Origin of the sequence: Flavobacterium sp. (assembly GCF_043722275.1) — a bacterium.
Lineage (GTDB): Bacteria > Bacteroidota > Bacteroidia > Flavobacteriales > Flavobacteriaceae > Flavobacterium.
This window is the reverse complement of the sequence record NZ_JAYSPC010000105.1, coordinates 18,447-41,327: the sequence shown is the minus strand read 5'-3', so window position 1 is coordinate 41,327 and position 22,881 is coordinate 18,447. Positions and strand designations below refer to the sequence as shown.

General features: G+C 30.3%; 20 protein-coding genes. 18 read left to right on the top strand and 2 right to left on the bottom strand.

Annotation, left to right across the window (positions count from 1 at the left end):
• Positions 1–3 precede the first annotated feature (3 nt).
• From ACHZDT_RS13130 to ACHZDT_RS13045, 18 genes are all read left to right on the top strand, one after another.
• On the top strand, positions 4–1,014 hold the full coding sequence (locus ACHZDT_RS13130) for a glycosyltransferase family 2 protein (protein WP_394775081.1): 1,011 nt from the start codon (positions 4–6) through the stop codon (positions 1,012–1,014).
• Positions 1,015–1,941, top strand: coding sequence for a glycosyltransferase family 2 protein (locus ACHZDT_RS13125; RefSeq protein WP_394775080.1), 927 nt, complete (start codon positions 1,015–1,017; stop codon positions 1,939–1,941).
• A gap of 9 nt (positions 1,942–1,950) precedes the next feature.
• On the top strand, positions 1,951–2,619 hold the full coding sequence (locus tag ACHZDT_RS13120) for a cytidylyltransferase domain-containing protein (protein ID WP_394775079.1): 669 nt from the start codon (positions 1,951–1,953) through the stop codon (positions 2,617–2,619).
• Between the two features lie 15 nt (positions 2,620–2,634).
• Positions 2,635–3,675 (top strand): N-acetylneuraminate synthase, encoded by a 1,041-nt coding sequence (gene neuB, locus ACHZDT_RS13115; RefSeq protein ID WP_394775078.1) that lies wholly within the window; start codon positions 2,635–2,637, stop codon positions 3,673–3,675.
• Positions 3,676–3,685: 10 nt separating this feature from the next.
• On the top strand, positions 3,686–4,807 hold the full coding sequence (gene neuC / locus ACHZDT_RS13110; protein ID WP_394775077.1) for a UDP-N-acetylglucosamine 2-epimerase: 1,122 nt from the start codon (positions 3,686–3,688) through the stop codon (positions 4,805–4,807).
• Positions 4,807–6,201, top strand: coding sequence for a UDP-glycosyltransferase (locus ACHZDT_RS13105; RefSeq protein ID WP_394775076.1), 1,395 nt, complete (start codon positions 4,807–4,809; stop codon positions 6,199–6,201). Before neuC ends, ACHZDT_RS13105 begins: the two co-directional genes overlap by 1 nt.
• Before the next feature lie 49 nt (positions 6,202–6,250).
• Positions 6,251–7,684, top strand: a complete 1,434-nt coding sequence (locus ACHZDT_RS13100) for an MBOAT family O-acyltransferase (protein ID WP_394775075.1) — start codon at positions 6,251–6,253, stop codon at positions 7,682–7,684.
• The gene (locus ACHZDT_RS13095; RefSeq protein WP_394775074.1) at positions 7,684–8,565 is read left to right on the top strand and encodes a hypothetical protein; all 882 of its coding nucleotides are present in this window, start codon (positions 7,684–7,686) and stop codon (positions 8,563–8,565) included. The genes ACHZDT_RS13100 and ACHZDT_RS13095 overlap by 1 nt, the downstream gene beginning before the upstream one ends.
• A gap of 104 nt (positions 8,566–8,669) precedes the next feature.
• Positions 8,670–9,491, top strand: a complete 822-nt coding sequence (locus tag ACHZDT_RS13090; protein WP_394775073.1) for a hypothetical protein — start codon at positions 8,670–8,672, stop codon at positions 9,489–9,491.
• An 8-nt stretch (positions 9,492–9,499) separates the two neighbouring features.
• A complete protein-coding gene (locus ACHZDT_RS13085) occupies positions 9,500–10,660 on the top strand; it encodes a glycosyltransferase family 4 protein (protein WP_394775072.1) in 1,161 nt (386 codons plus the stop codon).
• A complete protein-coding gene (locus tag ACHZDT_RS13080) occupies positions 10,660–12,201 on the top strand; it encodes a glycosyltransferase family 2 protein (RefSeq protein ID WP_394775071.1) in 1,542 nt (513 codons plus the stop codon). Before ACHZDT_RS13085 ends, ACHZDT_RS13080 begins: the two co-directional genes overlap by 1 nt.
• A 3-nt stretch (positions 12,202–12,204) precedes the next feature.
• A complete protein-coding gene (locus ACHZDT_RS13075; RefSeq protein WP_394775070.1) occupies positions 12,205–13,824 on the top strand; it encodes a hypothetical protein in 1,620 nt (539 codons plus the stop codon).
• A 6-nt stretch (positions 13,825–13,830) separates the two neighbouring features.
• Positions 13,831–14,700, top strand: coding sequence for a hypothetical protein (locus ACHZDT_RS13070; RefSeq protein ID WP_394775069.1), 870 nt, complete (start codon positions 13,831–13,833; stop codon positions 14,698–14,700).
• A gap of 6 nt (positions 14,701–14,706) precedes the next feature.
• Positions 14,707–15,717, top strand: a complete 1,011-nt coding sequence (locus ACHZDT_RS13065; RefSeq protein WP_394775068.1) for a glycosyltransferase family 2 protein — start codon at positions 14,707–14,709, stop codon at positions 15,715–15,717.
• Positions 15,717–16,835 (top strand): glycosyltransferase, encoded by a 1,119-nt coding sequence (locus tag ACHZDT_RS13060; RefSeq protein WP_394775067.1) that lies wholly within the window; start codon positions 15,717–15,719, stop codon positions 16,833–16,835. The genes ACHZDT_RS13065 and ACHZDT_RS13060 overlap by 1 nt, the downstream gene beginning before the upstream one ends.
• Complete coding sequence (locus tag ACHZDT_RS13055; RefSeq protein ID WP_394775066.1) at positions 16,832–17,899, top strand: glycosyltransferase; 1,068 nt, start codon at positions 16,832–16,834, stop codon at positions 17,897–17,899. Before ACHZDT_RS13060 ends, ACHZDT_RS13055 begins: the two co-directional genes overlap by 4 nt.
• 7 nt (positions 17,900–17,906) lie before the next feature.
• Positions 17,907–19,256 (top strand): O-antigen ligase family protein, encoded by a 1,350-nt coding sequence (locus ACHZDT_RS13050; RefSeq protein WP_394775065.1) that lies wholly within the window; start codon positions 17,907–17,909, stop codon positions 19,254–19,256.
• 57 nt (positions 19,257–19,313) lie between these two features.
• Positions 19,314–20,708, top strand: a complete 1,395-nt coding sequence (locus tag ACHZDT_RS13045) for a sugar transferase (RefSeq protein ID WP_394775064.1) — start codon at positions 19,314–19,316, stop codon at positions 20,706–20,708.
• Between the two features lies 1 nt (position 20,709).
• On the opposite strand, the gene ACHZDT_RS13040 is transcribed toward ACHZDT_RS13045, so the two are convergent.
• Together ACHZDT_RS13040 and ACHZDT_RS13035 are read right to left on the bottom strand one after the other, a co-directional pair.
• A complete protein-coding gene (locus tag ACHZDT_RS13040) occupies positions 20,710–21,846 on the bottom strand; it encodes a DUF4105 domain-containing protein (protein ID WP_394775063.1) in 1,137 nt (378 codons plus the stop codon).
• A gap of 37 nt (positions 21,847–21,883) precedes the next feature.
• Entirely contained in the window at positions 21,884–22,867 is a 984-nt protein-coding gene (locus ACHZDT_RS13035) for a PorV/PorQ family protein (RefSeq protein ID WP_394775134.1), read from the bottom strand.
• Positions 22,868–22,881 lie beyond the last annotated feature (14 nt).

The window sequence follows — 22,881 nt, the reverse complement described above, 5'->3', positions numbered from 1 at the left end:
TTTATGAGAATAGGTAACAATCCTAATAAAGAAATTAGTCAAGAACAATCCTTCTTTATACATCAAATAATAGTTCCTGTTTACATACCCAATGAAGAAGGATATTTTTTAGATGGACTGAAAATATTAAAAATATGTCTGGATTCCTTATTCAATACAATTCATGACAGAACTTTTATTACGATTGTCAATAATGGCAGTTGTAGCAATGTTGTAGAATATCTTAATGATCTTTTTGAACAGAAAAAAATAAAAGAGTTAATTCATACGGATAACATCGGTAAAATTAATGCTGTTTTCAAAGGGCTTTCAGGAAACAATATAGAACTTGTAACTGTTACAGATGCTGATGTTATGTTTCTTTCGGATTGGCAAACGGAAACAATAAAAGTTTTTTCAGAAATTCCAAAAGCAGGAGTTGTCGGAATCGTTCCGCAATTTAATATGTTTAAAAGATATTGTGGAAATGTCATTTTTGATAATTTTTTCAATAAAAATTTAAAATTTCTTCCTGTGAAAAATCAGGAATCCATGATTCATTTTTATGACAGTATAGGATGGGATCGAAACTATAATCAGGATTATTTAAAATTTGCATTAGGTTTAAATTATGGTGACGTTAAATGTTTTGTAGGTTCAGGACATTTTGTTGCCACTTATAAAAAAGATGTTTTTGAAGAATTGCTCTCTTTCATAGGAGGTAAAAAAGCAGCTGGAATTGGCGAAGATTATATTGATAATAAACCCTTGAAAAAAGGATATTGGAGGCTTACAACTTATGATAATTACGCATTTCATATGGGTAATATTTATGAAGACTGGATGCAAAAGATACCAAATAAAATACCAGCCGTTAATTATTCAAACCTGAATTTTATAAAACGTAAAAATGTAAGTGGTATCAGTTATTTTATAAAGAATAAATTTTTTACCAAATTAATCGCTGTAAATTGGGTTTCAAGAAGTTTTATGAAGTGGAAAAAATTACCAGAACAAATGGTGAAAAAATATTAAATGAGCGTAAATCAAATGACTTTTTCAATTTTAATAGCCACAAAAAACCGCAAAGAAGATTTGGCTGTTACATTGACTAAAATAAATTATTTATTAGAAACAGAAGATGTTGAATGCGTTATCATCGATGACGGATCTACTGACGGAACTTTTGAAAGAATAAAAAAAGATTTTCCCCGAGTTAAAATTTATCGTAATGAAATATCAAAAGGATATCTTTATTGTCGGAATAAAATGCTTAATGAAACACAGGCAAAATATGCCATTTCATTAGATGATGATGCACATTTTATTACTCAAAACCCATTACAGCTGATTCAGAAACATTTTGATACAAACAAAAATTGCGGATTAATTGCACTTCGTATTTTTTGGGGATTAGAAGAACCAGCTAAATTTACATCAACAGAAAAATCACAAAGAGTAAAAGGATTTGTTGGTTGCGGACATGTCTGGAGAATGAGCGCATGGAAAGATATTCCTGATTATCCGGAATGGTTTGAGTTTTATGGCGAAGAAGATTTCGCTTCAATGCAATTATTTAAAAAAAACCTGGAAGTTCATTATTTTCCGGACGTTTTAGTAAATCACAGAGTGAATATTAAAGCAAGGAAAAAAAATGCCGATTATACCATTAGATTACAAAGATCACTTAGGGCTGGCTGGTATTTGTATTTTTTGTTTTTACCAGTAAAATTAATTCCGAAAAAAATGACATATTCCATCTGGATGCAGCTAAAACTAAAAGTTTTCAGAGGTGATTTTAAGGCACTAAAAGCATTGGTTTTTGCAGGATTTAATTTAATTGTTTCCATGCCTAAGATTAATAAAAATAAAAACAGATTTTCAGATCATGAATTTTCAGAATTTCAAAAACTTGAAAACACTAAAATTTATTGGCAGCCGGAAGAAACTATCACCTCTTAATTTTTTTTAATGAAAAACATTGCTATAATTCCAGCTCGTGGCGGATCTAAAAGATTGCCGGAAAAAAACATAAAATTAATAGGTGGTTTTCCACTACTGGCGTTTAGTATATTATATGCGCAGGCAAATAGTGAAATTATAGATGAAGTTTATGTTTCAACAGACGATCAGGAGATAAAAAAGATAGCATTGCAATATGGTGCGAAAGTTATTGACAGGCCAGAACATTTATCTGGCGATTTCGAGCCCACAGTTTCGGCATTAAAACATGTTTTGCAAAGCATAGATTCAAATGTTGAAAATGTCATTTTACTTCAGGCAACAAATCCCATAAGACCGGAAAATTTATTGCGTCAAACTTTTGAAATATATCAAGAAGAAAATTGCCGTAGTTTATTTACGGTTTCAGCAAATCATAAAAAATTTGGAAAAATAACAGACCAAAAATTTATTCCGTATAATTATAAAATTGGTCAGAGAAGTCAGGATTTAGAACCGCTTTTTTATGAAAACGGATTACTTTATATCACAAAAGCCGCATTAATTATGGACGATATAATTATTTCTGAAGATGCATTTCCTTTCGAAATAGATCATATTTTTGCCAACATTGATATTGATACACAAGAAGACTTTGATTACGCCCAATATTTATACAACAAACACATAAAACCTTAATTCAGAACCTACTTTATGAATCCATTTATAGAAATAGCAGGAAGAAAAATTGGACAAGATTTTCCGCCTTTAGTAATAGCCGAAATAGGAATTAATCACGAAGGCTCTTTACAAGTAGCAAAAGAAATGGTTGATGCAGCTCATCGCGCAGGTGCTGAGGTTGTAAAACATCAAACCCATATTGTAGAAGATGAAATGAGCGGAGCTGCTAAAAAAGTAATTCCCGGTAATGCCGATGTTTCTATTTATGAAATCATGGAACGCTGTTCATTGAATGAAGTCGATGAACTAGAACTTAAAGACTATGTTGAAAGCAAAGGCATGATTTTTATTTCAACCCCATTTTCAAGAGCTGCGGCAGAACGATTAAAGAAATTTGATATTCCCGCTTATAAAATCGGTTCAGGCGAATGCAATAATTACCCGTTATTAGAACATATTGCTTCTTTTGGCAAACCGGTTATTTTAAGCACCGGCATGAATACTATCGAAAGCGTTCAAAAAGCAGTTGCTATTTTTGACAAACATAATATTCCGGTCGCACTTTTGCATACTACTAATTTATATCCTACGCCCATTCATTTAGTGCGTTTTGGTGCAATGGTAGAATTGCACGAAGCTTTTCCTGATAAAGTTTTTGGTTTAAGTGATCATACTTTAAATAATAATGCTTGTTTAGGTGCCGTTGCATTAGGCGCAAGTATTTTAGAGAGACATTTTACAGATCATATGCAGCGAACTGGTCCGGATATTATTTGCAGTATGGATGAAAAAGCATGTCAGGAATTAATCGTTTCTTCTGCAGAAATAGCTTTAATGCGAGGAGGAACTAAAAAACCGGCTTTAGAAGAACAAGTAACAATTGATTTTGCATTTGCAACAGTCTGCGCTATAGCTTCAATAAAAAAAGGAGAAGTTTTATCTAAAGAAAATATCTGGGTAAAACGTCCGGGAACAGGAAAAATTTTAGCCGAACATTTTAATGATTTAATCGGAAAAACGGCAACAAGAAACATTGAAAACGATGAACAATTGGATTTTTCTGATTTTGAATAAATCAATTTAAATGAAAAAAATCCTCTTTCTTACTGGTACACGCGCTGATTTTGGCAAAATAAAATCATTAATCCAAACGCTGGAAAAACAAGATAATTTTGAAGTCTTTGTTTTTGTAACCGGTATGCATTTACAAGAAGTGTACGGTTATACACTGATAGAAATTGAGCGATGTAATTTTAAAAATGTTTTTACATTCGAAAATCACACGCACGAAACCACAATGGATTTAACCCTGGCAAAAACCATCGAAGGATTATCAAATTATTGTAAAACGATCAATCCGGATATGATAGTGGTACACGGCGATCGTGTAGAAACACTTGCAGGAGCTATTGTAGGTTCACTAAATAATATTTTAGTATCACATATAGAAGGCGGGGAAATTTCAGGAACTGTTGATGAGTTAATTCGCCATAGCGTGAGTAAATTAAGTCATATTCATTTTGTTTCAAATAAGCAGGCAGCAAAACGACTCATTCAAATGGGAGAAATCGAAGAATCTGTTTTTACAATAGGTTCACCGGATATTGATATCATGTTTTCAGACCAATTACCGGATTTAGAAACTGCTAAAGAATACTATAAAATTCCATTTGATGATTTTGCAATCGTAATGTTTCATCCGGTTACTACCGAATTTTCAAAGATGAAAGAATACGCAGAAACATTTGTTGAATCATTATTAAACGACTCTCATAATTACATTGTAATTTTTCCGAATAATGATTTAGGAAGTCAATTTATCCTTGATGCATACCAAAAGCTAAAAGAAAATCCAAGATTCAGAATTTTTCCCTCACTTAGATTTGAATATTTTCTGACTTTATTAAAAGATAGTCAATTTATAATAGGCAATAGCAGTGCAGGAATAAGAGAAGCTCCTTATTACGGAATCCCAATTATAAACATTGGAACAAGACAGCAAAACAGAGCAGTTCACGCAGATATCATCAACACAGATTATTCATCGATTGGCATAAAAGAAGCATTGTCAATAATTGACACGCATCAGGTTCAGGGATCAATTGCCGATTTTGGCGAAGGAAATAGTAACGAATTATTTCTTCAGTCGCTTCAAAAATCGGATATTTGGCACCTCAATCATCAAAAACAATTTAGAGATAGTTAATGCAAAATAAAAAAATATTCATTTTACTTCCCGATGGAGTAGGACTTAGAAATTTTGCTTTTTCTAATTTTTACCAATTCGGATTAAAGCAAAATTTCCAGATAACATATTGGAATAATACTCCTTTTGATTTAACCACTTTAGGTTTTGATGCAATAAATATCAGGAATGCAAAAACAAATCTTTTAACGGATAGTTATAAAAACGCTCGAAAACACATCGAACTTAATTTAAGTATTCAGGCCGAGAAAGATTTGGTTTATAATACATATCGTTTTCCTTTTTCATATAAAAAATTAAAACCAGCCGTAAAAAATTTAATTTCTCAGTTTTTAATTGCCACACATTCTTCAAATAAAGGTTTGGAGAAGATTTGTCAAAAAATTAAAAATTTAGAACAAAGCGGCGATTATTACAAACGTTGTTTAGCAACTCTTCAAACCGAAAAGCCGGATATGGTTTTTTGTACGAATCAGCGCCCGGTTTTGGCAATTGCGCCATTATTAGCAGCACAAAAATTAGGAATTCCAACAGCGACTTTTATTTTTTCATGGGATAATTTGCCAAAAGCAACAATGGTCGTTGAGACTGATTTTTATTTTGTCTGGAGCGAACACATGAAAAATGAATTGTTGCATTATTATCCAAATATAAAAGAAACTCAGATTTTTATCACCGGAACACCACAATTCGAAAGTCATTTTGATACCACTAAAATAGTTTCAAAGAATGAATTTTTTGAAAAACATCAGCTTGATCCAAACAAAAAATATATTTGTTATTCCGGCGATGATTTTACAACTTGTCCGGATGATCCAAAATATTTATCTGATGTTGCAAATGCAGTTAGAGAATTGAATAATGAAGGAAATTCGCTAGGAATTATTTTTAGACGTTGTCCTGTAGATTTCTCTAATAGATACGATCAAATTCTTGAAAAGAACAAAGATATTATCAAACCAATTGCACCTTTATGGCAAAAAGTTGGAGAAGATTGGGATACTATTTTGCCAACAAAAGAAGATCTTGAACTACAAATGAATACAATCAAACATACTGAAATGGTACTTAATTTAGGATCATCAATGGTATTTGATTATGTTGCCCATCAAAAAGCTTGTGCTTTTATAAATTATGATGTTCAAAATAAAATAGATAAAAATTGGTCAGTTTCAAAAATTTACAAATATGTTCATTTTCGTTCCATGCCCAATAAAAATGCTGTTTTGTGGTTGAATTCACCTCAGGATATAAAAGAAAAAATCAAACTTGGTTTAGTGCAACAATCTGAAACTATTGCAAATGCTCAAAAATGGTTTGAAATCATCACTCAGCATCCACCGCAGAATGTGTCAGAAAGAATTTGGAAAGCTATAGAAACCATACTTAACTAATTTCGAATTTTATTTTTAAATAAATTGTTTACCAAATTTTCAAAATAATATGTTTTTTAACTCTTTAGCATTTGCAATCTTTTTACCAATCGTTTTTTTATTGTATTGGTTTGTTTTTAATAAAACAAAAAGCACACAAAATGCTTTATTAATTATAGCCAGTTATTATTTCTATTCCTGCTGGGATTGGAGATTCTTATTTTTATTGGTTTTCTCCACATTTCTGGATTATTACACCGGAATTCAAATTGAAAAAGGAAAATCAGAAGGAAGTCGAAAATTTTGGTTTTGGCTTAGTATTTTAGTCAATTTAGGATTTTTAGGAATATTCAAATACTACAACTTTTTTGCATCATCATTTGCAGATTTATTAAATTCTGCAGGATTAAAAGCAAGTCCAATTTTACTCGAAGTAATTCTTCCCGTAGGAATTTCATTTTACACTTTTCACGGACTTTCGTATGTAATTGATATTTATTACAAACGAATCAAAGCCGAATATAACTTTGTAGATTATTCCTTATTTGTCAGCTATTTTCCGCTTTTAGTTGCCGGACCAATAGAAAGAGCAACACATTTATTGCCTCAGGTAAAAGTAAAACGTGAGTTTGATTTTGAGAAAGCCAAAGAAGGTATTTGCCAGATAGTTTGGGGTTTAGTCAAAAAAGTAGTTATTGCAGATACCTGTGCGACTTATGCAAATGCTATTTTTGACAACTATACCGGAATGAATTCATTTTCATTAATTCTGGGAGCAATTTATTTTGCATTTCAAATTTATGGAGACTTCTCCGGATATTCAGACATAGCACTTGGAGTATCAAAATTATTTGGATTGGATTTGCTGCGAAACTTCAATTATCCTTATTTCTCAAGAGATATAGCCGAGTTTTGGCGTCGTTGGCATATTTCACTTTCATCATGGTTTCGCGATTATTTATACATTCCGTTAGGCGGAAGCAAAGGCGGAATCTGGATGAAAATCAGAAATACATTCATCATTTTTGTAGTAAGCGGATTCTGGCACGGTGCAAACTGGACATACATCGTTTGGGGATTCATAAATGCGGTTTACTTTTTACCATTATTACTATCTGATAGTAACAGAAAAAACATGGACGCCATTGTGTTAAAGTGGAATTTTGACTCTGCAAAAGTACTATTAAGCATTTTATATACATTTTTATTGACTTGTGTGGCCTGGGTGTTTTTTAGGGCAAAAACCATATCAGATGCAGTTTTGTATTTAAAAAGAATCTTTACTAACAGGGAATTCAATTTTCAATATCTGCAAAACGAGCGTTATAATTATGAATTACTCCTTATGATTGGGGTTTTTGTTTTAGTCGAATGGAATAATCGTAACAAAGTAGAACCTTTGTCAGGAAAAAGAAATATGCTTAAACTGGCTTTAGCAATAACAGCAATAATAGCATTTGGAACTTTCTCAGATTATAAAGAATTTATATATTTTCAATTTTAATGAAGCGTTTTTTAATTTATATAATCAAAATTATTGTTGTAGTCATTTTCATTGCCGTTGCTTTGGATGATATATATACAGCCATTTTTATGCAGTCTAAAAACAGAGGAAAAATTGAAACTGTTTTTAACTCCAAAGCCCAAAACTACGATGTTGTCATTTTAGGATCATCAAGAGCAAATAATCATTTTGTTTCACAAATGTTTGAAGACAAAGGATTGAAAACATTTAATTATGGTATGAGTGGCGGTCATTTATTCGAAGCATCATTGATGTTGAAATTAATGATTGAAAGAAAATACGATATCAAAAATGTAATTCTTGAGTCGGATTTGAATCTTTCAAGTGATCATGAAGCCGAAGGAATTGCAGCTTTGTTCTTGCCGTATATTCATAATTCCGGAGTAATAAAAAAGCACTTTTCTAATCAGGAAAATTTCAATGAATTGTATTATATTCCATTCTATCGATATATAAAATATGATTCTAAAATAGGAGTAAGAGAAACTTTTTTTACAACAATTCATAAAAAAACCACGGCTTTAGATAATTTAGGATATTATCCATTAGAGAAACATAAAAATGGCAATATGAAAAACAATATTGCTAACTTAAATCCTTTGAAACACAACAAATATTACGAAGAAATAAAAAATATCTGTAAAACAAACCACATTAATTTTATTCCCATTATGACCCCAATGTGCGAGAATGTTGTTGGAATGAATTATTTTGATAAAGTAAAAAAGACATATCCTGAAATTCATAATTATGAAAACGTAGTAGTTGAAAATAAATACTTTTCGTCTTGCGGACATATGACAGATCAGGGAGCCAAAATGTTTACAGCCAAAATAATTAAAGATTTTTTTAAGAAATAGATGAAGTTAAGAATCCAGTATAAAATCTTTTTTAAAGAGCAAATCACTTTATTTAAATGAGAAAGTTTTTGTTCTATTCCTTAAAGATATTTCTTTTAATTCTTATGCTTTCAATAATAATGGATAAGGCATATTCATATGTTTTCCTTCAATCAAATCAAAGAGATAAAATAGGATATATTTACAATACAGCCCCAAAAAATTATGATGTCGTTATATTAGGATCATCAAGAGCAAATAATCATTTTGTAACCCAAATGTTTAGTGATAAAGGTTTTAAAGCCTTTAATTTTGGCATGCAAGGCTCTAAATTATTTGAATCTGATCTTGTTTTAAAATTGTTACTTGAAAAAAAGAATACAATTAAAAACGTAATAATCGATGTCGATGTAACACTAAAATCAGAACAAAAATCAGACGGTACTTTTATACATTTTTTACCTTATTTGCATTCCTCAGCTGTTGTGAAAAGCCAATTTGAAGATTTAGACGATTTTAAAAGTTTTTATTATATCCCATTTTACAGATATTTAAAATATGATGCGAAAATTGGTTTTAGAGAAATGTTTTTTTATAGTTTAAATAAAAAAAGTAAAGAACTCGATAACGGTGGATTTGATGGTTTAAAATCTAATGCAGAAAAGCTAAATGAAGAAAATTTAAATTTCGAGCCAAAAGCAAATCATTATTATGAAGAGATAAAAAAGATTTGCAAAACAAACCATATTAATCTTATTGCTATAATGACGCCAATGTGCGAAAATGTTATTGGAAAAGATTACTTTAAAAAAGTTAATAAATTATATCCTGAAATTCATAATTATGAAAATGTAGTTATTGAAGATCAATATTTTTCATCTTGCGGACATATGAATAATCAAGGCGCGAGAATTTTTACCGCAAGAATTATAAAAGATTTTTTTTAAGAAATAAAATGCATATAGCTTTTCTAACATCAGAATATCCACATGAGAAAGTTGCGCAGGCAGCAGGAATTGGTACGAGCATAAAAAATCTCGCTACTGCATTAAAAAATGATGGAGAAGAAGTTACAGTTTTTGTTTTTGGGCAAAAAAATCAGGAAATTATTGTTGAAAATGGTATCAGAATTCATCTTATTAAAAATAAAACATATAAATTTTTTGGATGGTTTTTTCATAGAAAGCATATTGAAAACTATTGTAATTCAGTAATTAAAAATGAGCAAATTTCTATTTTAGAAGCTCCGGACTGGACAGGAATTACAGCATTCATGAAATTTAAAATTCCGTTAGTAATTCGTTTTCACGGAAGCGATACTTATTTTTGTCATTTAGAAAATCGCAAACAAAAAAAGAAAAATTTTTGGTTTGAAAAATTAGCTTTACAAAACGCGAATGCATTTATAGCACCAACTGATTTTGCCGGAAAATTAACAAATTCCCTTTTTAAGATTAAAAATAAACAAACCAAAGTAATTCATAATGGGTTAAATCTGGAATCATTTCAAAATTTATTTCCGTCTGAATATCAAAAAGGATTGATGCTATACATTGGTACTTTGATTAGAAAAAAAGGAGTTTTAGAATTACCCGGAATTTTTAACAAAGTTCGCAAAGATAATCCTGATGCAAAATTGGTTTTAATAGGCAGTGATTCATATGATATTCAAACAAAGTCAGCTTCAACATGGGAACTCATGAAAGAACAATTCGGGAATGACGATTTGAAAAACGTTACTTACTTAGGGAAAATACCCTACAGCGAAGTACAAGATTATATTAAAAAGGCAAACGTGTGCGTGTTTCCAACTTTTGCAGAAACTCAAGGAATGGTAACAATTGAGTCAATGGCAATGCAAAAAGCAGTAGTAAACAGTAATATTGGCTGGTCGCAAGAACTTATGATCGATCAGGAAAGCGGCTTTTTAGTACATCCGGGAAATCATGAATTGTATGCTCAAAGAATTACTGAAATTTTAAATAATGAATCGTTTAGTCTCAAAATAGGTAAACAAGCACGAGGAAAAGTAGAAGAAAAGTTTGATGTCAAAAAATTATCGAAAGATAATATTGAGTTTTATCAGGAAATAATCAGACAATATAAAAAGAAATAATGATCGTTATTTATCATAAAAAAAATAAAGTTGTTGAGGTTAAACACGATGAAGAAAATGTTGCTTTTTCAGGAAATAATATTGCAAAGACTTTATTCGAACTAGGATCAAAATTTCCGGATAAGTTAATAGTTTGGTGTCATTATGATCTAAAATCGAATTTAAATATTTCTGAATTTCCTTTTGTATTTCATCATAATAAAATAATGGCTTCGTATAATCCGTTTGAAAAAGAATATTTATCAAATGCAATTGGTTATGTTGAAGAATCTCCATTTATAAAAATCAATAAAAAAGTAAGTTACCCGACATGGCAAATGAGCAGCAATGTTGGCGGAATTCAAGCTTCGGTTTTGACAGCTTTCAAAAATCAAATTAGCCCAACTGATAATTTTGATTATTTTTTGAATTCTCTGGCAAAACTTGCAATGCCAAACGGAGTTTTATGTTACTCTGAACCTAAACTTTTAAAAGAATTTTTAGACACAAAAATAAAACAAGGCAATAGTAATTTTGTTTTATTTCGATTTGTAAAGCAGCATTATAAAACACGTTGGACATTTTTATTATTTTTAAATCTATTTTTATACGAAAGAAGAATAGCATTTTTGCCGCTATTTTTCAGCATATTTTATTCTAAAAGAAAATTGAAAAATGATTCTGTAATTGAAGCAATTCAGGTTGAATCAAAAAAGGAAATAATTAGCAACGGAACAATCGACGTTATAATCCCAACAATTGGCAGAAAACAATATTTATATGATGTTTTAAAAGATTTGTCAAAACAAACTTATTTGCCCATAAATGTCGTTATTGTAGAGCAAAATCCAATGCCAGACAGTATCTCTGAACTTGATTATATTTCAGGTGAAAATTGGCCTTTTATAATAAAACATATTTTTACCCATCAAACCGGAGCTTGTAACGCAAGAAATTTAGCTTTGGCAGAAGTTAAAAGTGAATGGGTTTTTCTAAATGACGATGATAATAGATTTGATGAAACTTTATTGAAAGATGTCTTTAATAAGATCAAAAGTTATGGAGTAAAAGCGATTTCGACATCTTATTTACAACTCAATGAAATAAAAACTGATGTTTTTATTAATCAATCTTCAATATTTGGTTCCGGAAATAGTTTTATAGATTCGGGTTTATTACAGAAAGTTAAATTCAATAAAATGTTTGAATTTGGTTATGGCGAAGATTCAGATTTTGGAATGCAGCTTCGTAATGAAGGTGTAGATATCATTTACTTTCCAAAACTTGAAATTTTACATTTAAAAGCACCAATGGGAGGTTTTAGAATCAAACCGGTTTTAGAATGGCATAATGATTTGATCCAGCCAAAACCGTCGCCAACTATTATGCTGTACAAAATTTTGCATTTAAGTAAAGAGCAAATTAACGGGTACAAAACGATTTTATTTTTGAAATTTTATAAAGCGCAGACAATAAAAAATCCAATTCGTTATTTTTTGAGTTTTAAAAAGCAATGGAAACAAAGTGAATATTGGGCAAATCAATTAAAAAATAAAGCATAAATTTTGATAGAATCAATAGTAATTATAACATCTTCAAGAAATCAAAAAGTTGGGTTTGACGCAAATCATCACGCAAAATGTGCTATAGATTTAAATACATTGAATCTTTCAAATTACAATTCTTTCGATATAAAAATCACGTTTTCTGATCCCATTGCTCAATTTCGTGATCATGATTACACTTGGCAAAAATGTAAAAAAAATTATATTGCAAACCCATTTAGCCCAAAAATTATTAAACTGCAAAACGCGCAGATCGTTCAGTCTAATATTACTAACGGAATTTGGGAAATTGATTATAATAAGCCAACAGTTTTATTATGGCGCTTTAATCCTGAGTTTTCTTCGCCACTTACCGCTTATTTAGGAAACGAAAATAGTAAATCAATTGTTTTAGCAGAACAAAAATTAAATTTTATTGAAAATCCAACGCTGTTATTCCCCAAAAATGAGGCAATTGAAATAAGCAGATCAAAGAAACCGTTTGTTGCAATCGCTTGTTTTACGGATCATTGTGATTTTGATACTGCCGAAAATCTGATTTTGCAAAGAGATTTTTTTAAGAAACATCAGATAAGAATAACTAAAGGCTTTTTTCTGAATCATTTTTCAAAGCGAGAAGACAATGCGTCATTTCAAAATCAGCAAGACGAACTTTTAAAATGGAGTAATGATGGGCATGAGTTATGTTATCATTCGCTTTCTCAATCAATAAAATCGAATGAAAATAGTTTTGCAGATTTTGAGCAATTTGTTCCTCCATTAAATGATATTAAAGTTTGGATCGATCATGGATTTCAACCTTATAATTTTTCTCTTTTAAAAAATAGTGATATCAGCGACAAAAAGTTTGAAGAAATTTTACACGATAAAAATATCAATACACTATGGAATTATATTGATTCCGGAACCGCAACTAATGGAGTTATAAATCAGTTTAATATGCAGCATTTTACGTTGCGTAACTTTTTAAAAGGAAATAAAGATTTAGGCTTTGTAAAGAAAATGCAGCTCATAATCAAAAACATTATTTTTCATTATTATAATGAAGAGGATTTAATTTTGAAATATAAATACACTGCTTCGCGTTTTAAAAAAGTATTTTTTCAAAGAGATTTAAAATCGTTTTTTCCGTTCATAAAAGATGTATCGAAACTTGGAAGTTCTATCTTTTCGATTTTACTATTTTGGAATAAAAAGAAAAATATCCCTTATAAATTAGCAAAATATTCTCCAATTGTATTTAAACATACAATCACAGATAAAGAGTTTTATGTTTTTCAGACCTTAGAAATGCTTGATTTTAAGAAATCATTATCTAACGAAAATATAAATGTCTTAACAAATGAAAAAGGTGTTTTTATTGCACATACTTATTTCTCTGTGCCAATGAAATACCATAACGGAAAATTATTTTCAACTCCAACAACAATAGATAAAAAAGTAGATGAGAATTTTAAGTATTTAGGAGACAAAATCGTAAATAACGAAATCTGGAATCCAACTCTTACCGAATTAATTGACTATTGGAAAGGTTTTGAAAAAGTAGTTTTTGATATTGATTTTAAAGGGGATATATTTGAAAAAAGCAACACAAGTCTACAAATGCGAAAGGCAATTTAATTACATATGAATCATAAATTAAAAACTATATTGTTTAAATCACTTTCTTTATTACCCAATAAAGTTGATGATTATTGTTATCATAAGATTCAAAGCTTTTTTGATAAATCAACTTTAGAAGATCGATTAAAAAGTGTTGAGTCTACTTATTTGAGACTTTCAAAGGTTTTAAGCGATTTAAACATTGACTTAAAAGATAAAGTCGTTTTTGAGTTTGGTTCAGGCTGGTTTCCTGGTATGCCTTACTTTTTTAAATACAAATTTGGAGCAAAAAGAGTGCTTACTTTTGACATTAATGAACACTTTAAAAAAGAGACCGTTTTAGAATTAAATGAACTTTTTTCTAAAAAGTATAATTCTGAGGTATTATCAAATCCAGATAATAAATACAAGCTTCCGGATGGAGTTGAGTATTTTCCAAACTACGATATTGTAAAAAATGATATCCCGGATGTTGACGTGATTTTTTCGCGTTATGTACTTTCACACATGAATGAAAATGATGTTGATGAATTGCATAAAAAAATGAAAGCCACATTAAAAAGAGGTACGTATGTTATTCATTTTATTTCGCCAAGCGATTTAAGACAACATAACGACAGCTCATTATCTCTTCAGGATTTCTTGCAATATAACAAGCAAGAGTGGGATAAAATTCACACTAAATTTGACTATCACAATCGTTTAAGATTGCCTCAATTTCTGGAAATATTTAAAAAATACGATTATGAAATTGTTCATTTGGACTATATAAGTTTAAGCAAAGAAACGAAATCGTATGATTTGTTCAAAAAAGTCCAACTTCATGAAGATTATAAAAAATATTCTGATGAAGAATTAACTGCGGGAAATATCTTTGTGATTTTAAAAGTATAATAATTAATGAATATACACTTTCGCTTTTCTTTAATCATTTGTACTTACATGCGCCCTGAACCTTTGCTAAAACTATTGCAATCGGTTCAGAAGCAAACCTTATATCCTGATGAAATTTTAATAATTGACGGTTCTACAAATAAAGAAACTGAAACAATTCTAAAGGATAATAAGTTTGAGAAATTAAAATATTTTCTTGTTTCAGATGAAGAAAGAGGATTGACCAAACAGCGAAATTTGGGAATATCTAAGGTAATGCCAAATTGTGAAATTGTTTGTTTTCTTGATGACGATACTATTCTTGAAGAAAATTATTTTGAAGAATTAATTAAAACATATAGTACTTACCCAAAAGCATTAGGAGTTGGAGGTTATGTTACTAACGAAACAAAATGGGAAAAAGCAGGCAATGATTACAAAACTTCAATAAATGAGTTTTATTTTGACGGATGGAAACGCAAAGATGGAAGCAGATTTGTTTTACGAAAAAAACTCCATTTAGACAGTGATTGTCGACCTGGTTTTTTACCCTTATTTTCACACGGCAGAAGTGTTAGTTTTTTACCGCCAACGGATAAAATATATGAAGTAGAACAATTAATGGGCGGAGTTTCTTCGTTTAGGAAATCAGTTTTTGAAAAACTTTCATTTTCAACTTATTTTGAAGGTTACGGTTTGTACGAAGATGCAGATTTCACTTTGAGAGTTGCAAAAACGGGAAGTTTATATATAAATACAGCCGCAAAATTAGGTCATTTTCATGATGAATCAGGAAGGCCAAATCAATACTATTATGGTAAAATGGTAGTGAGAAATGGTTGGTATGTTTGGAGAATTAAAAATCCCAATCCTGCCTTAAAAGACAGGATAAAATGGAATTTGATTACCATTTTATTGCTTTTAATTAGGTTTACAAACATTTTATCAGAAAAAAATAAAAAAACAGCTTTTACTGAAGCATTAGGAAGAAGTGTTGGCTTTTTGAGTTTATTGGTTACTAAACCAAAAATAAAATAATGAAATTCGCCATAATAACCCACGTATCGCATATTCATCAAGATAATCAGTATTTTGCTTACGCACCGTATGTTCGCGAAATGAATATTTGGTTCAAATACGTTGATGAGGTAATTGTTGTTGCTCCATTAAAAACTGAAGAACCAACAGCAATAGATATTCCTTATCAACACGGTAAAATTGATTTTAGAAAAGTTTCTGATTTTAATTTTACTAATTTTAGAAATAGTCTAATTTCAATTATCAAATTACCAATTATTTTGTGGAAAATCTTTTTGGCGATGAAAAATGCTGACCATATACATTTACGTTGTCCGGGAAATATGGGTTTAATTGGCTGTTTTGTTCAAATTTTATTTCCACACAAAACTAAAACCGCAAAATATGCAGGAAACTGGGATCCTAAAAGCCAGCAACCTTACACATACAAAATTCAGAAGTGGATTTTAAGTAATACTTTTTTAACCCGTAATATGAAGGTTTTGGTTTATGGTGATTGGGAAAATCAATCTACAAACGTTAAACCTTTTTTCACCGCTACTTATTCAGAATCTGAAAAAGAAATAAGTCAGAAATCAAGTTTTACCAATACAATAGAATTCATATTTGTTGGAGGTTTAGTTGGAGGGAAAAATCCTTTATATGTTGTAAAATTAGTACATGAATTAATAAAAAGAGGATATAAAACAGTTTTGAATTTATACGGAGAAGGTTCTGAAAGAAGTACTTTAGAAAGCTATATTTTGACACATAATTTAGGAACTTTCGTTATTTTAAATGGAAATCAAAATAATGAAACACTAAAGAAAGCGTATCAAAAAAGCCATTTTGTAATTTTACCTTCTAAAAGTGAAGGCTGGCCCAAAGCAATTGCCGAAGGAATGTTTTGGGGATCTATCCCGGTTTCGAGTAAAGTTTCATGTGTGCCTATTATGTTAGATTATGGAAAAAGAGGTGTTTTGCTAGAAATGAATTTAGATAAAGATGTAAATCAAATGATTGCAATGCTTAATGACGAATCTGGTTTTTTTACCAAAAGCAAATTAGCTATAGAATGGTCACAAAACTATACCACTGAAGTATTTGAAGCCGAAATTAAAAAGCTATTAACGAAATGAGAGTTGTACAAATAATAGACTCGTTAAATGCTGGCGGAGCAGAACGTATGGCTGTTAATTATGCCAATGCTTTATCTAATAAAATAAAATTTTCCGGCTTAATTGCAACCAGAGCCGAAGGAAGTTTGAAAAAACAAATTAATGGAAAAGTATCTTATTTATTTTTAGAAAAGAAAAAAAGCGTCGATTTTCAGGCAATTTTTCGTTTAAGAAAATATATAATTCAAAATAAAATTGAGATAATTCATGCACATAGTTCCTCTTTTTTTATTGCAGTATTGGTTAAATTGACTTTGCCCGGAATCAGAATTATTTGGCACGATCATTATGGAACCAGAGCAAAAGAAAGTAAAAAAGAGAATAGAGTTTTGATTTTTTTATCTCTTTTCTTTTCTTCTATTTTCGTGGTGAATCACCAATTAGAAAATTGGAGTAAGAAAAACATGAAATGCCCGAAAGTAACTTTTATTCCTAATTTTACCACTTCTCAAAATAGTGATGAAAAAATAACCACATTGAAAGGCACATCAGGTAAAAGAATTGTTTTTTTAGCAAATTTAAAAAAACCTAAGAATCATATTGTAGTTTTGAAAGCATTTCAGGAGTTAAAATTAAATGAAGCTGGGTGGAGTCTTCACTTAATAGGAAAAGACTATTTCGATTCATATTCAGATCTCTTAAAAGAATTTATAAAATTACATTCGTTGGAGAATTACATACATTTGTACGGAGAAAAAAATGATATCAGACATATTTTATCACAAGCTTCGATTGGTGTTTTGGCATCAACAGATGAAGGATTTCCGGTAACACTTATCGAATATGCTTTAGAGAATTTAGCAGTTATTTCGACAAATGTGGGTTATTGTTCCGTTATTATTCAAAATGATAATAATGGGTTATTGTTTGATCCTTCTTCTATTTCTGAAGTAAAAAAGCAATTATTAAAATTAGTTGAAGATGAATCCTTAAGGAAAAAAGCAGGAGATAATTTTAAGCAATCAGTTTTGGAGAATTATTCAGAAGAAATTGTAATCGAAAAATTAATTTTGGCTTATAAATAAGTAATTAATGAAAAAACTTTCTTTATCATATAATCTTCTGCTTCTAATTCATGTAATTATTGCAATAATAATATTTGTTGCACCTCTTTTGTCTCGGATATATGCTCTGGCAATCATAATTGTTGGTTTTTTTATTGTCTATAGATCTAAAAATAAAAACAATGAAGTTATATTGATTTCGGCTTATTTAGTTGGGGTTGAGGTTTTTTTGCGAATGACAGGAGGAAATTTTAATAATGAGTTTGTTAAAACAAGTGTTATTTTTTTCATGCTATTAGGCATGGTTTACAGCAATTTCTCCACAAATGCATTTATATATTGGTTCTTTTTGATTTTATTGATACCGGGAATTTTAATAACGTCTACTGTAATTAATTATGATGTAGATATAAAAAAATCATTAGTTTTCAATTTATCAGGACCCGTATGTCTGGCGATCTCGTCGATTTATATGTTTAAAAGAAGAATTTTATTTTCTGATTTACAAAATATAGTAGTTGCAATGGGATTGCCAATTGTAAGTACAACAATCTATTTGTTTTTATTTAATCCCAGCGTAAGAGATGTTGTAACCGGAACACAATCTAATTTTGAAACTTCTGGCGGATTTGGTCCTAATCAGGTTTCTACAGCTTTAGGTTTAGGCATGTTCGTTTTTTTTACGCAACTAATATTATTCTCAAAATCAAAAAAGGCAATCTTGATAAATGGCGTTTTATTAATTTTTATCACTTATAGAGGAGTTGTAACCTTTTCGAGAGGAGGGATTATAACTGCCGTCATGATGATTGTTTGCTTATTATCTTTATTGTATATTTTTTCAAATGCCAAAGGTAAAAGTAAGTTTGTGTGGGTTTTTATTTTAACAGGTTTAATGGGACTTGGCGTTTGGACTTATTCTTCTGTTCAGACTAACGGGCTTATAGAGAAACGTTACGCTAATCAGGACGCCGCCGGAAGAGTAAAAAAAGATCGTTTGGGTGGAAGAGAAGGGATTATGAACGAAGAACTTACGATTTTTCTGGATAATCCTATTTTAGGAATTGGAGCCGGAATGGGAAAACAAATCCGAAAAGAAACATTTGGTGAAGAAGCTGCTTCGCATAATGAAGTTACCCGTATGCTAAGTGAGCATGGTTTATTTGGGATTTTTGGTCTTCTGATACTTTTTATAACTCCATTTGTTGTGTACATCAATAATAAACAGCATTTATATTTTCTGTCCTTTTTTGTCTTCTGGATGTTAACTATAAATCACGCTGCAATGCGAACCGCTGCCCCAGCTTTTGTCTATGCATTATCATTGCTTTTAGTACAAGTAAAAATTCCTGAAAAGCCAGAAAATTCCGTAGACTAAAGTCTCTTTTTTTATAATACATTTGCCTCAAGTTTAAGCCCTAAACCAATTGAATAAATGTTTTCTAACAACAAAATGCATTTCGAAATTTCGGAAAGAAGAATTTTACTTCTTGTTTTTGATGCTATTTTTATTTTATCAGCGCTATACATATTAAGTTTAATATTTAATTATAATTACTTTGTTTTTGATGCAAGTAATTTTTTAAGTATCGTTTTGCTTCTTAGTTATGTATATATTTTTGGTGTTATATTTGAAATGTACAATTTGCAAGTTGCAAGTAATCAGCTTCAAATTCTTCAAAGTGTAATGTTCACAACTACAGCTACAAGTTTAGCGTATTTGTTTACTCCCGTTTTATCTCCGGAATTGCCTAAACAGCGACTAATTATATTTATCTTTTATTTTACTATTCTTGGTACATTATTGCTATGGCGTTTATTTTATGTTTATTTCCTCGCGTCACATCGTTTTTCTCAAAATGTAGTTTTAATATGCGATCAAAATCAAGTTGAAGAATTAGTCTTAGGATTAGAAAGTGTTGACCCGCATTATAAAATTATTGGCTTTGTAAATTCCGATTCAATTTCTAAAGAAGATTTGGATTTTCATTATGTAAAAGAAATTAAAAAGAATGATTTTGAAGATTTTGTAATCAAAAACCAGGTTTCTGAAATTGTGATTGCTTCTCAAAAAACAGACGGAATTACTGCTGATTTATACCAACAATTACTTCATTTATTAGAATCCGGAAATGTCATTCGTGAATATACCCAGGTTTATGAAAGTAAAACCCAGCGTATTCCGGTACAATATATTGCGAGAGATTTTTATCGCTTTTTCCCCTTTAGCAGAAGTAACAGTAATAGGCTTTACCTTTTTTTGGTGCGTTCTATGGAGTTCTTCTGTTCAGTTACAGGTTTATTAATTTGCGCTGTTTTTATTCCTTTAATTTTTATTGGAAACCTTTTTGCAAATAAAGGAACATTGTTTTACACTCAGGAACGTGTTGGCAAAAACGGAATCATTTTCAAAATATATAAGTTTAGAACAATGATCGAAAACTCAGAAGCAAATGGAGCTGTTTTTGCAACTTCAAATGACAGGCGAATAACTCCTTTTGGAAAAATGATGCGTAAGTCAAGAATAGATGAATTACCACAATTTTTTAATGTTTTAATAGGAGATATGGCGGTTATTGGACCAAGACCTGAAAGACCATTTTTTGTTGAAGAAATAGCCCGTGTAATGCCTTTTTATGAAACAAGGCACGTTATTAGGCCAGGACTTACCGGTTGGGCGCAAGTTAATTATTCGTATGGAGAATCTATTGAAGAGAGTTTGATAAAATTACAATACGATTTATATTACATCAAACATCGAAGTATATTTCTGGATTTGAGTATTACTTTCAAAACCATTACTACAGTTTTATTTTATCGCGGACAATAATTTAGATAATAATCGGAATACGTTTTTTATTTCGAATTGCTACTCTTACTAAAACAAATCCGCTTGTTATGATCATTGGCAACACAATAAAAAAGTGCGCTTTATTGATCATGAAAATTCCGTAGACTATTAGAAAAAGCAAATGTAAAACTGCAAAGCGATACGTCCATCTTTTGTTTTTTATTATAGACAGGAAAATCAAAATCAATAATAACGGATTAAATAAAAGTACATTATAATTCATTGCCAGTTCTTGGTGAAACGAATAAAATCCCATCAAAACAAAAAATAAACCGATTAATGATACAATCAAAAGATAGATTTTATCAACTATTTTGTTGTGCGCTAAAACAACAAATCCAAGAATAAACAAATAAGTATAAACGTTATTCCACCATGAGCCTGGTGTTTCTTTTTTAAAGCTAAGAAGCGTTTTAGTTTTGTCAACTAAAGAATGATTTTGATAAGTGATTTTTTCTAAGCTATTTTTCAATTCAAACGGAAGGAATATTTTGGTTCCTAATTGATCTACTTTTGTTCCAAAAATGATACTTGTTCCTAATTGATCATAAAAATGTCCATCAAAATAAGGAAATAAAATAGAGCGGTAGGTTATATCTGTTTCTCCTTTTTTTACAATTACGTTTTCTCCTAAACTTGTATTGATGACATTTACTACCATCGAAGTACAGTTTTTATCAATAAATTTATAAGTATACGATCTGTTTTCCGGAAGTAAAGAAGTATTTAAATTATCAAAAAGCTTCTGTTTTAAATCTTGAGGAATAATTAATTCCTGTTCAAAAACACTTCTTTTTTCATAGTTATAATCGTTTATAAAATCAGAAAAAGAGCTTACAACTGCAAAATAATCTAAATCTCCTTTCGCAAATTTGGCAACAAAGTTTTGCGTTCTAAAATCAAAAGCACCATAATTATATACAACGTCAATATTGTTTCCCGGATCAGCGACTCTAATTGCATTATGACCAAAATAAGAATAGGTTTCATTGCCCAATCCGCAAGTAATCACGCTTATTTTTGCTTCTTTAGATAAAGGCAAACTTTGGCTAAAACCAACAAAACTTAATAATAATAGTAAACTAAAAAGTGTTTTTTTGAAAATGACATTTTTCATAATTTAAAATTTTTAAGAAGTTTATTGTGTTATAATTTTATCTAAAGATACCTAAATCTACTTTCAAAGAGAATATATTTGAGTACAAAGCAGTACTTTGGTTTCCCAGATCAGTCAAAGCGTAGTCAACCTGAATGCCTTTGTACTTGAAACCAAGACCAATATTAGGCTGAAAGTTAACTTTTTCGGTATTGTCTAATTGCGTAACATTCTGAAAATTTCCTGCGCCGGCTCTTAAAAATACAAGATCAGTATATCCAAATTCAAATCCTACAGCAGGATCAATACTTACCGCTTTTGTAGAAATAATATCGTTCGTTTGTTCAAAACGCATATTCAAATTAGTAGCAACTAAAAGGCTGTAATCATTATGGAATTCAAATTTTCTCGATACTCCTAATTGTGCTTTTGGTAAAGTTATTTCGGTACTTTCAGGTAATTCATTGTTTTCTCCCGGAATTGCATTCGCAATTTTCGCATATTCTTCTTCATCGATATTCCAGACATTATAAGTAGTTGTAATATCACGTAGCATTAATCCGAATTTCCAATTGTTTCTTTCAAACTGAAGTCCAACATCAAAACCAAATCCCCAGGAATTCGCGAATTTTCCAATAATTCTTCTGATTATTTTTGCGTTTACACCATATTGAAGTCCTTCAACGGGTAGTTTTCTCGCATAAGAAAAAGTAAAACCATAATCAGCAGTCGAAAATAAACTGATTCTATTGTAATCAATATTTCCTTGATTGTCAATTAATTGTGTCGTATCAAGAATATCATCAACACCAAAACGAATCATCGAAATTCCCCACGCACTTCTGTCATCAATCGGGCTTGCATATCCTATATAATCATATTGCGCAATATTCGCAAAATAATTCGCGTGCATCAATGATATCTGATGATCTTCGAGATTGGTTAAACCAGCCGGATTCCAGTAAACAGAATTGACATCATTTGTAGAAGCTACAACGGCACTCGACATTCCTAATGCGGCAGCGTCAACACCAATATTCATAAATTCGTTCGAAT

What these genes read in the sequence shown, in the direction of transcription:
- ACHZDT_RS13130 (WP_394775081.1), top strand. Translation starts at nt 4, where the DNA reads ATGAGAATAGGTAACAATCCTAATAAAGAAATTAGTCAAGAACAATCC.
- ACHZDT_RS13125 (WP_394775080.1), top strand. Translation starts at nt 1,015, where the DNA reads ATGAGCGTAAATCAAATGACTTTTTCAATTTTAATAGCCACAAAAAAC.
- ACHZDT_RS13120 (WP_394775079.1), top strand. Translation starts at nt 1,951, where the DNA reads ATGAAAAACATTGCTATAATTCCAGCTCGTGGCGGATCTAAAAGATTG.
- neuB (WP_394775078.1), top strand. Translation starts at nt 2,635, where the DNA reads ATGAATCCATTTATAGAAATAGCAGGAAGAAAAATTGGACAAGATTTT.
- neuC (WP_394775077.1), top strand. Translation starts at nt 3,686, where the DNA reads ATGAAAAAAATCCTCTTTCTTACTGGTACACGCGCTGATTTTGGCAAA.
- ACHZDT_RS13105 (WP_394775076.1), top strand. Translation starts at nt 4,807, where the DNA reads ATGCAAAATAAAAAAATATTCATTTTACTTCCCGATGGAGTAGGACTT.
- ACHZDT_RS13100 (WP_394775075.1), top strand. Translation starts at nt 6,251, where the DNA reads ATGTTTTTTAACTCTTTAGCATTTGCAATCTTTTTACCAATCGTTTTT.
- ACHZDT_RS13095 (WP_394775074.1), top strand. Translation starts at nt 7,684, where the DNA reads ATGAAGCGTTTTTTAATTTATATAATCAAAATTATTGTTGTAGTCATT.
- ACHZDT_RS13090 (WP_394775073.1), top strand. Translation starts at nt 8,670, where the DNA reads ATGCTTTCAATAATAATGGATAAGGCATATTCATATGTTTTCCTTCAA.
- ACHZDT_RS13085 (WP_394775072.1), top strand. Translation starts at nt 9,500, where the DNA reads ATGCATATAGCTTTTCTAACATCAGAATATCCACATGAGAAAGTTGCG.
- ACHZDT_RS13080 (WP_394775071.1), top strand. Translation starts at nt 10,660, where the DNA reads ATGATCGTTATTTATCATAAAAAAAATAAAGTTGTTGAGGTTAAACAC.
- ACHZDT_RS13070 (WP_394775069.1), top strand. Translation starts at nt 13,831, where the DNA reads ATGAATCATAAATTAAAAACTATATTGTTTAAATCACTTTCTTTATTA.
- ACHZDT_RS13065 (WP_394775068.1), top strand. Translation starts at nt 14,707, where the DNA reads ATGAATATACACTTTCGCTTTTCTTTAATCATTTGTACTTACATGCGC.
- ACHZDT_RS13060 (WP_394775067.1), top strand. Translation starts at nt 15,717, where the DNA reads ATGAAATTCGCCATAATAACCCACGTATCGCATATTCATCAAGATAAT.
- ACHZDT_RS13055 (WP_394775066.1), top strand. Translation starts at nt 16,832, where the DNA reads ATGAGAGTTGTACAAATAATAGACTCGTTAAATGCTGGCGGAGCAGAA.
- ACHZDT_RS13050 (WP_394775065.1), top strand. Translation starts at nt 17,907, where the DNA reads ATGAAAAAACTTTCTTTATCATATAATCTTCTGCTTCTAATTCATGTA.
- ACHZDT_RS13045 (WP_394775064.1), top strand. Translation starts at nt 19,314, where the DNA reads ATGTTTTCTAACAACAAAATGCATTTCGAAATTTCGGAAAGAAGAATT.
- ACHZDT_RS13040 (WP_394775063.1), bottom strand. Translation starts at nt 21,846, where the DNA reads ATGAAAAATGTCATTTTCAAAAAAACACTTTTTAGTTTACTATTATTA.
- ACHZDT_RS13035 (WP_394775134.1), bottom strand. Translation starts at nt 22,867, where the DNA reads ATGAATATTGGTGTTGACGCTGCCGCATTAGGAATGTCGAGTGCCGTT.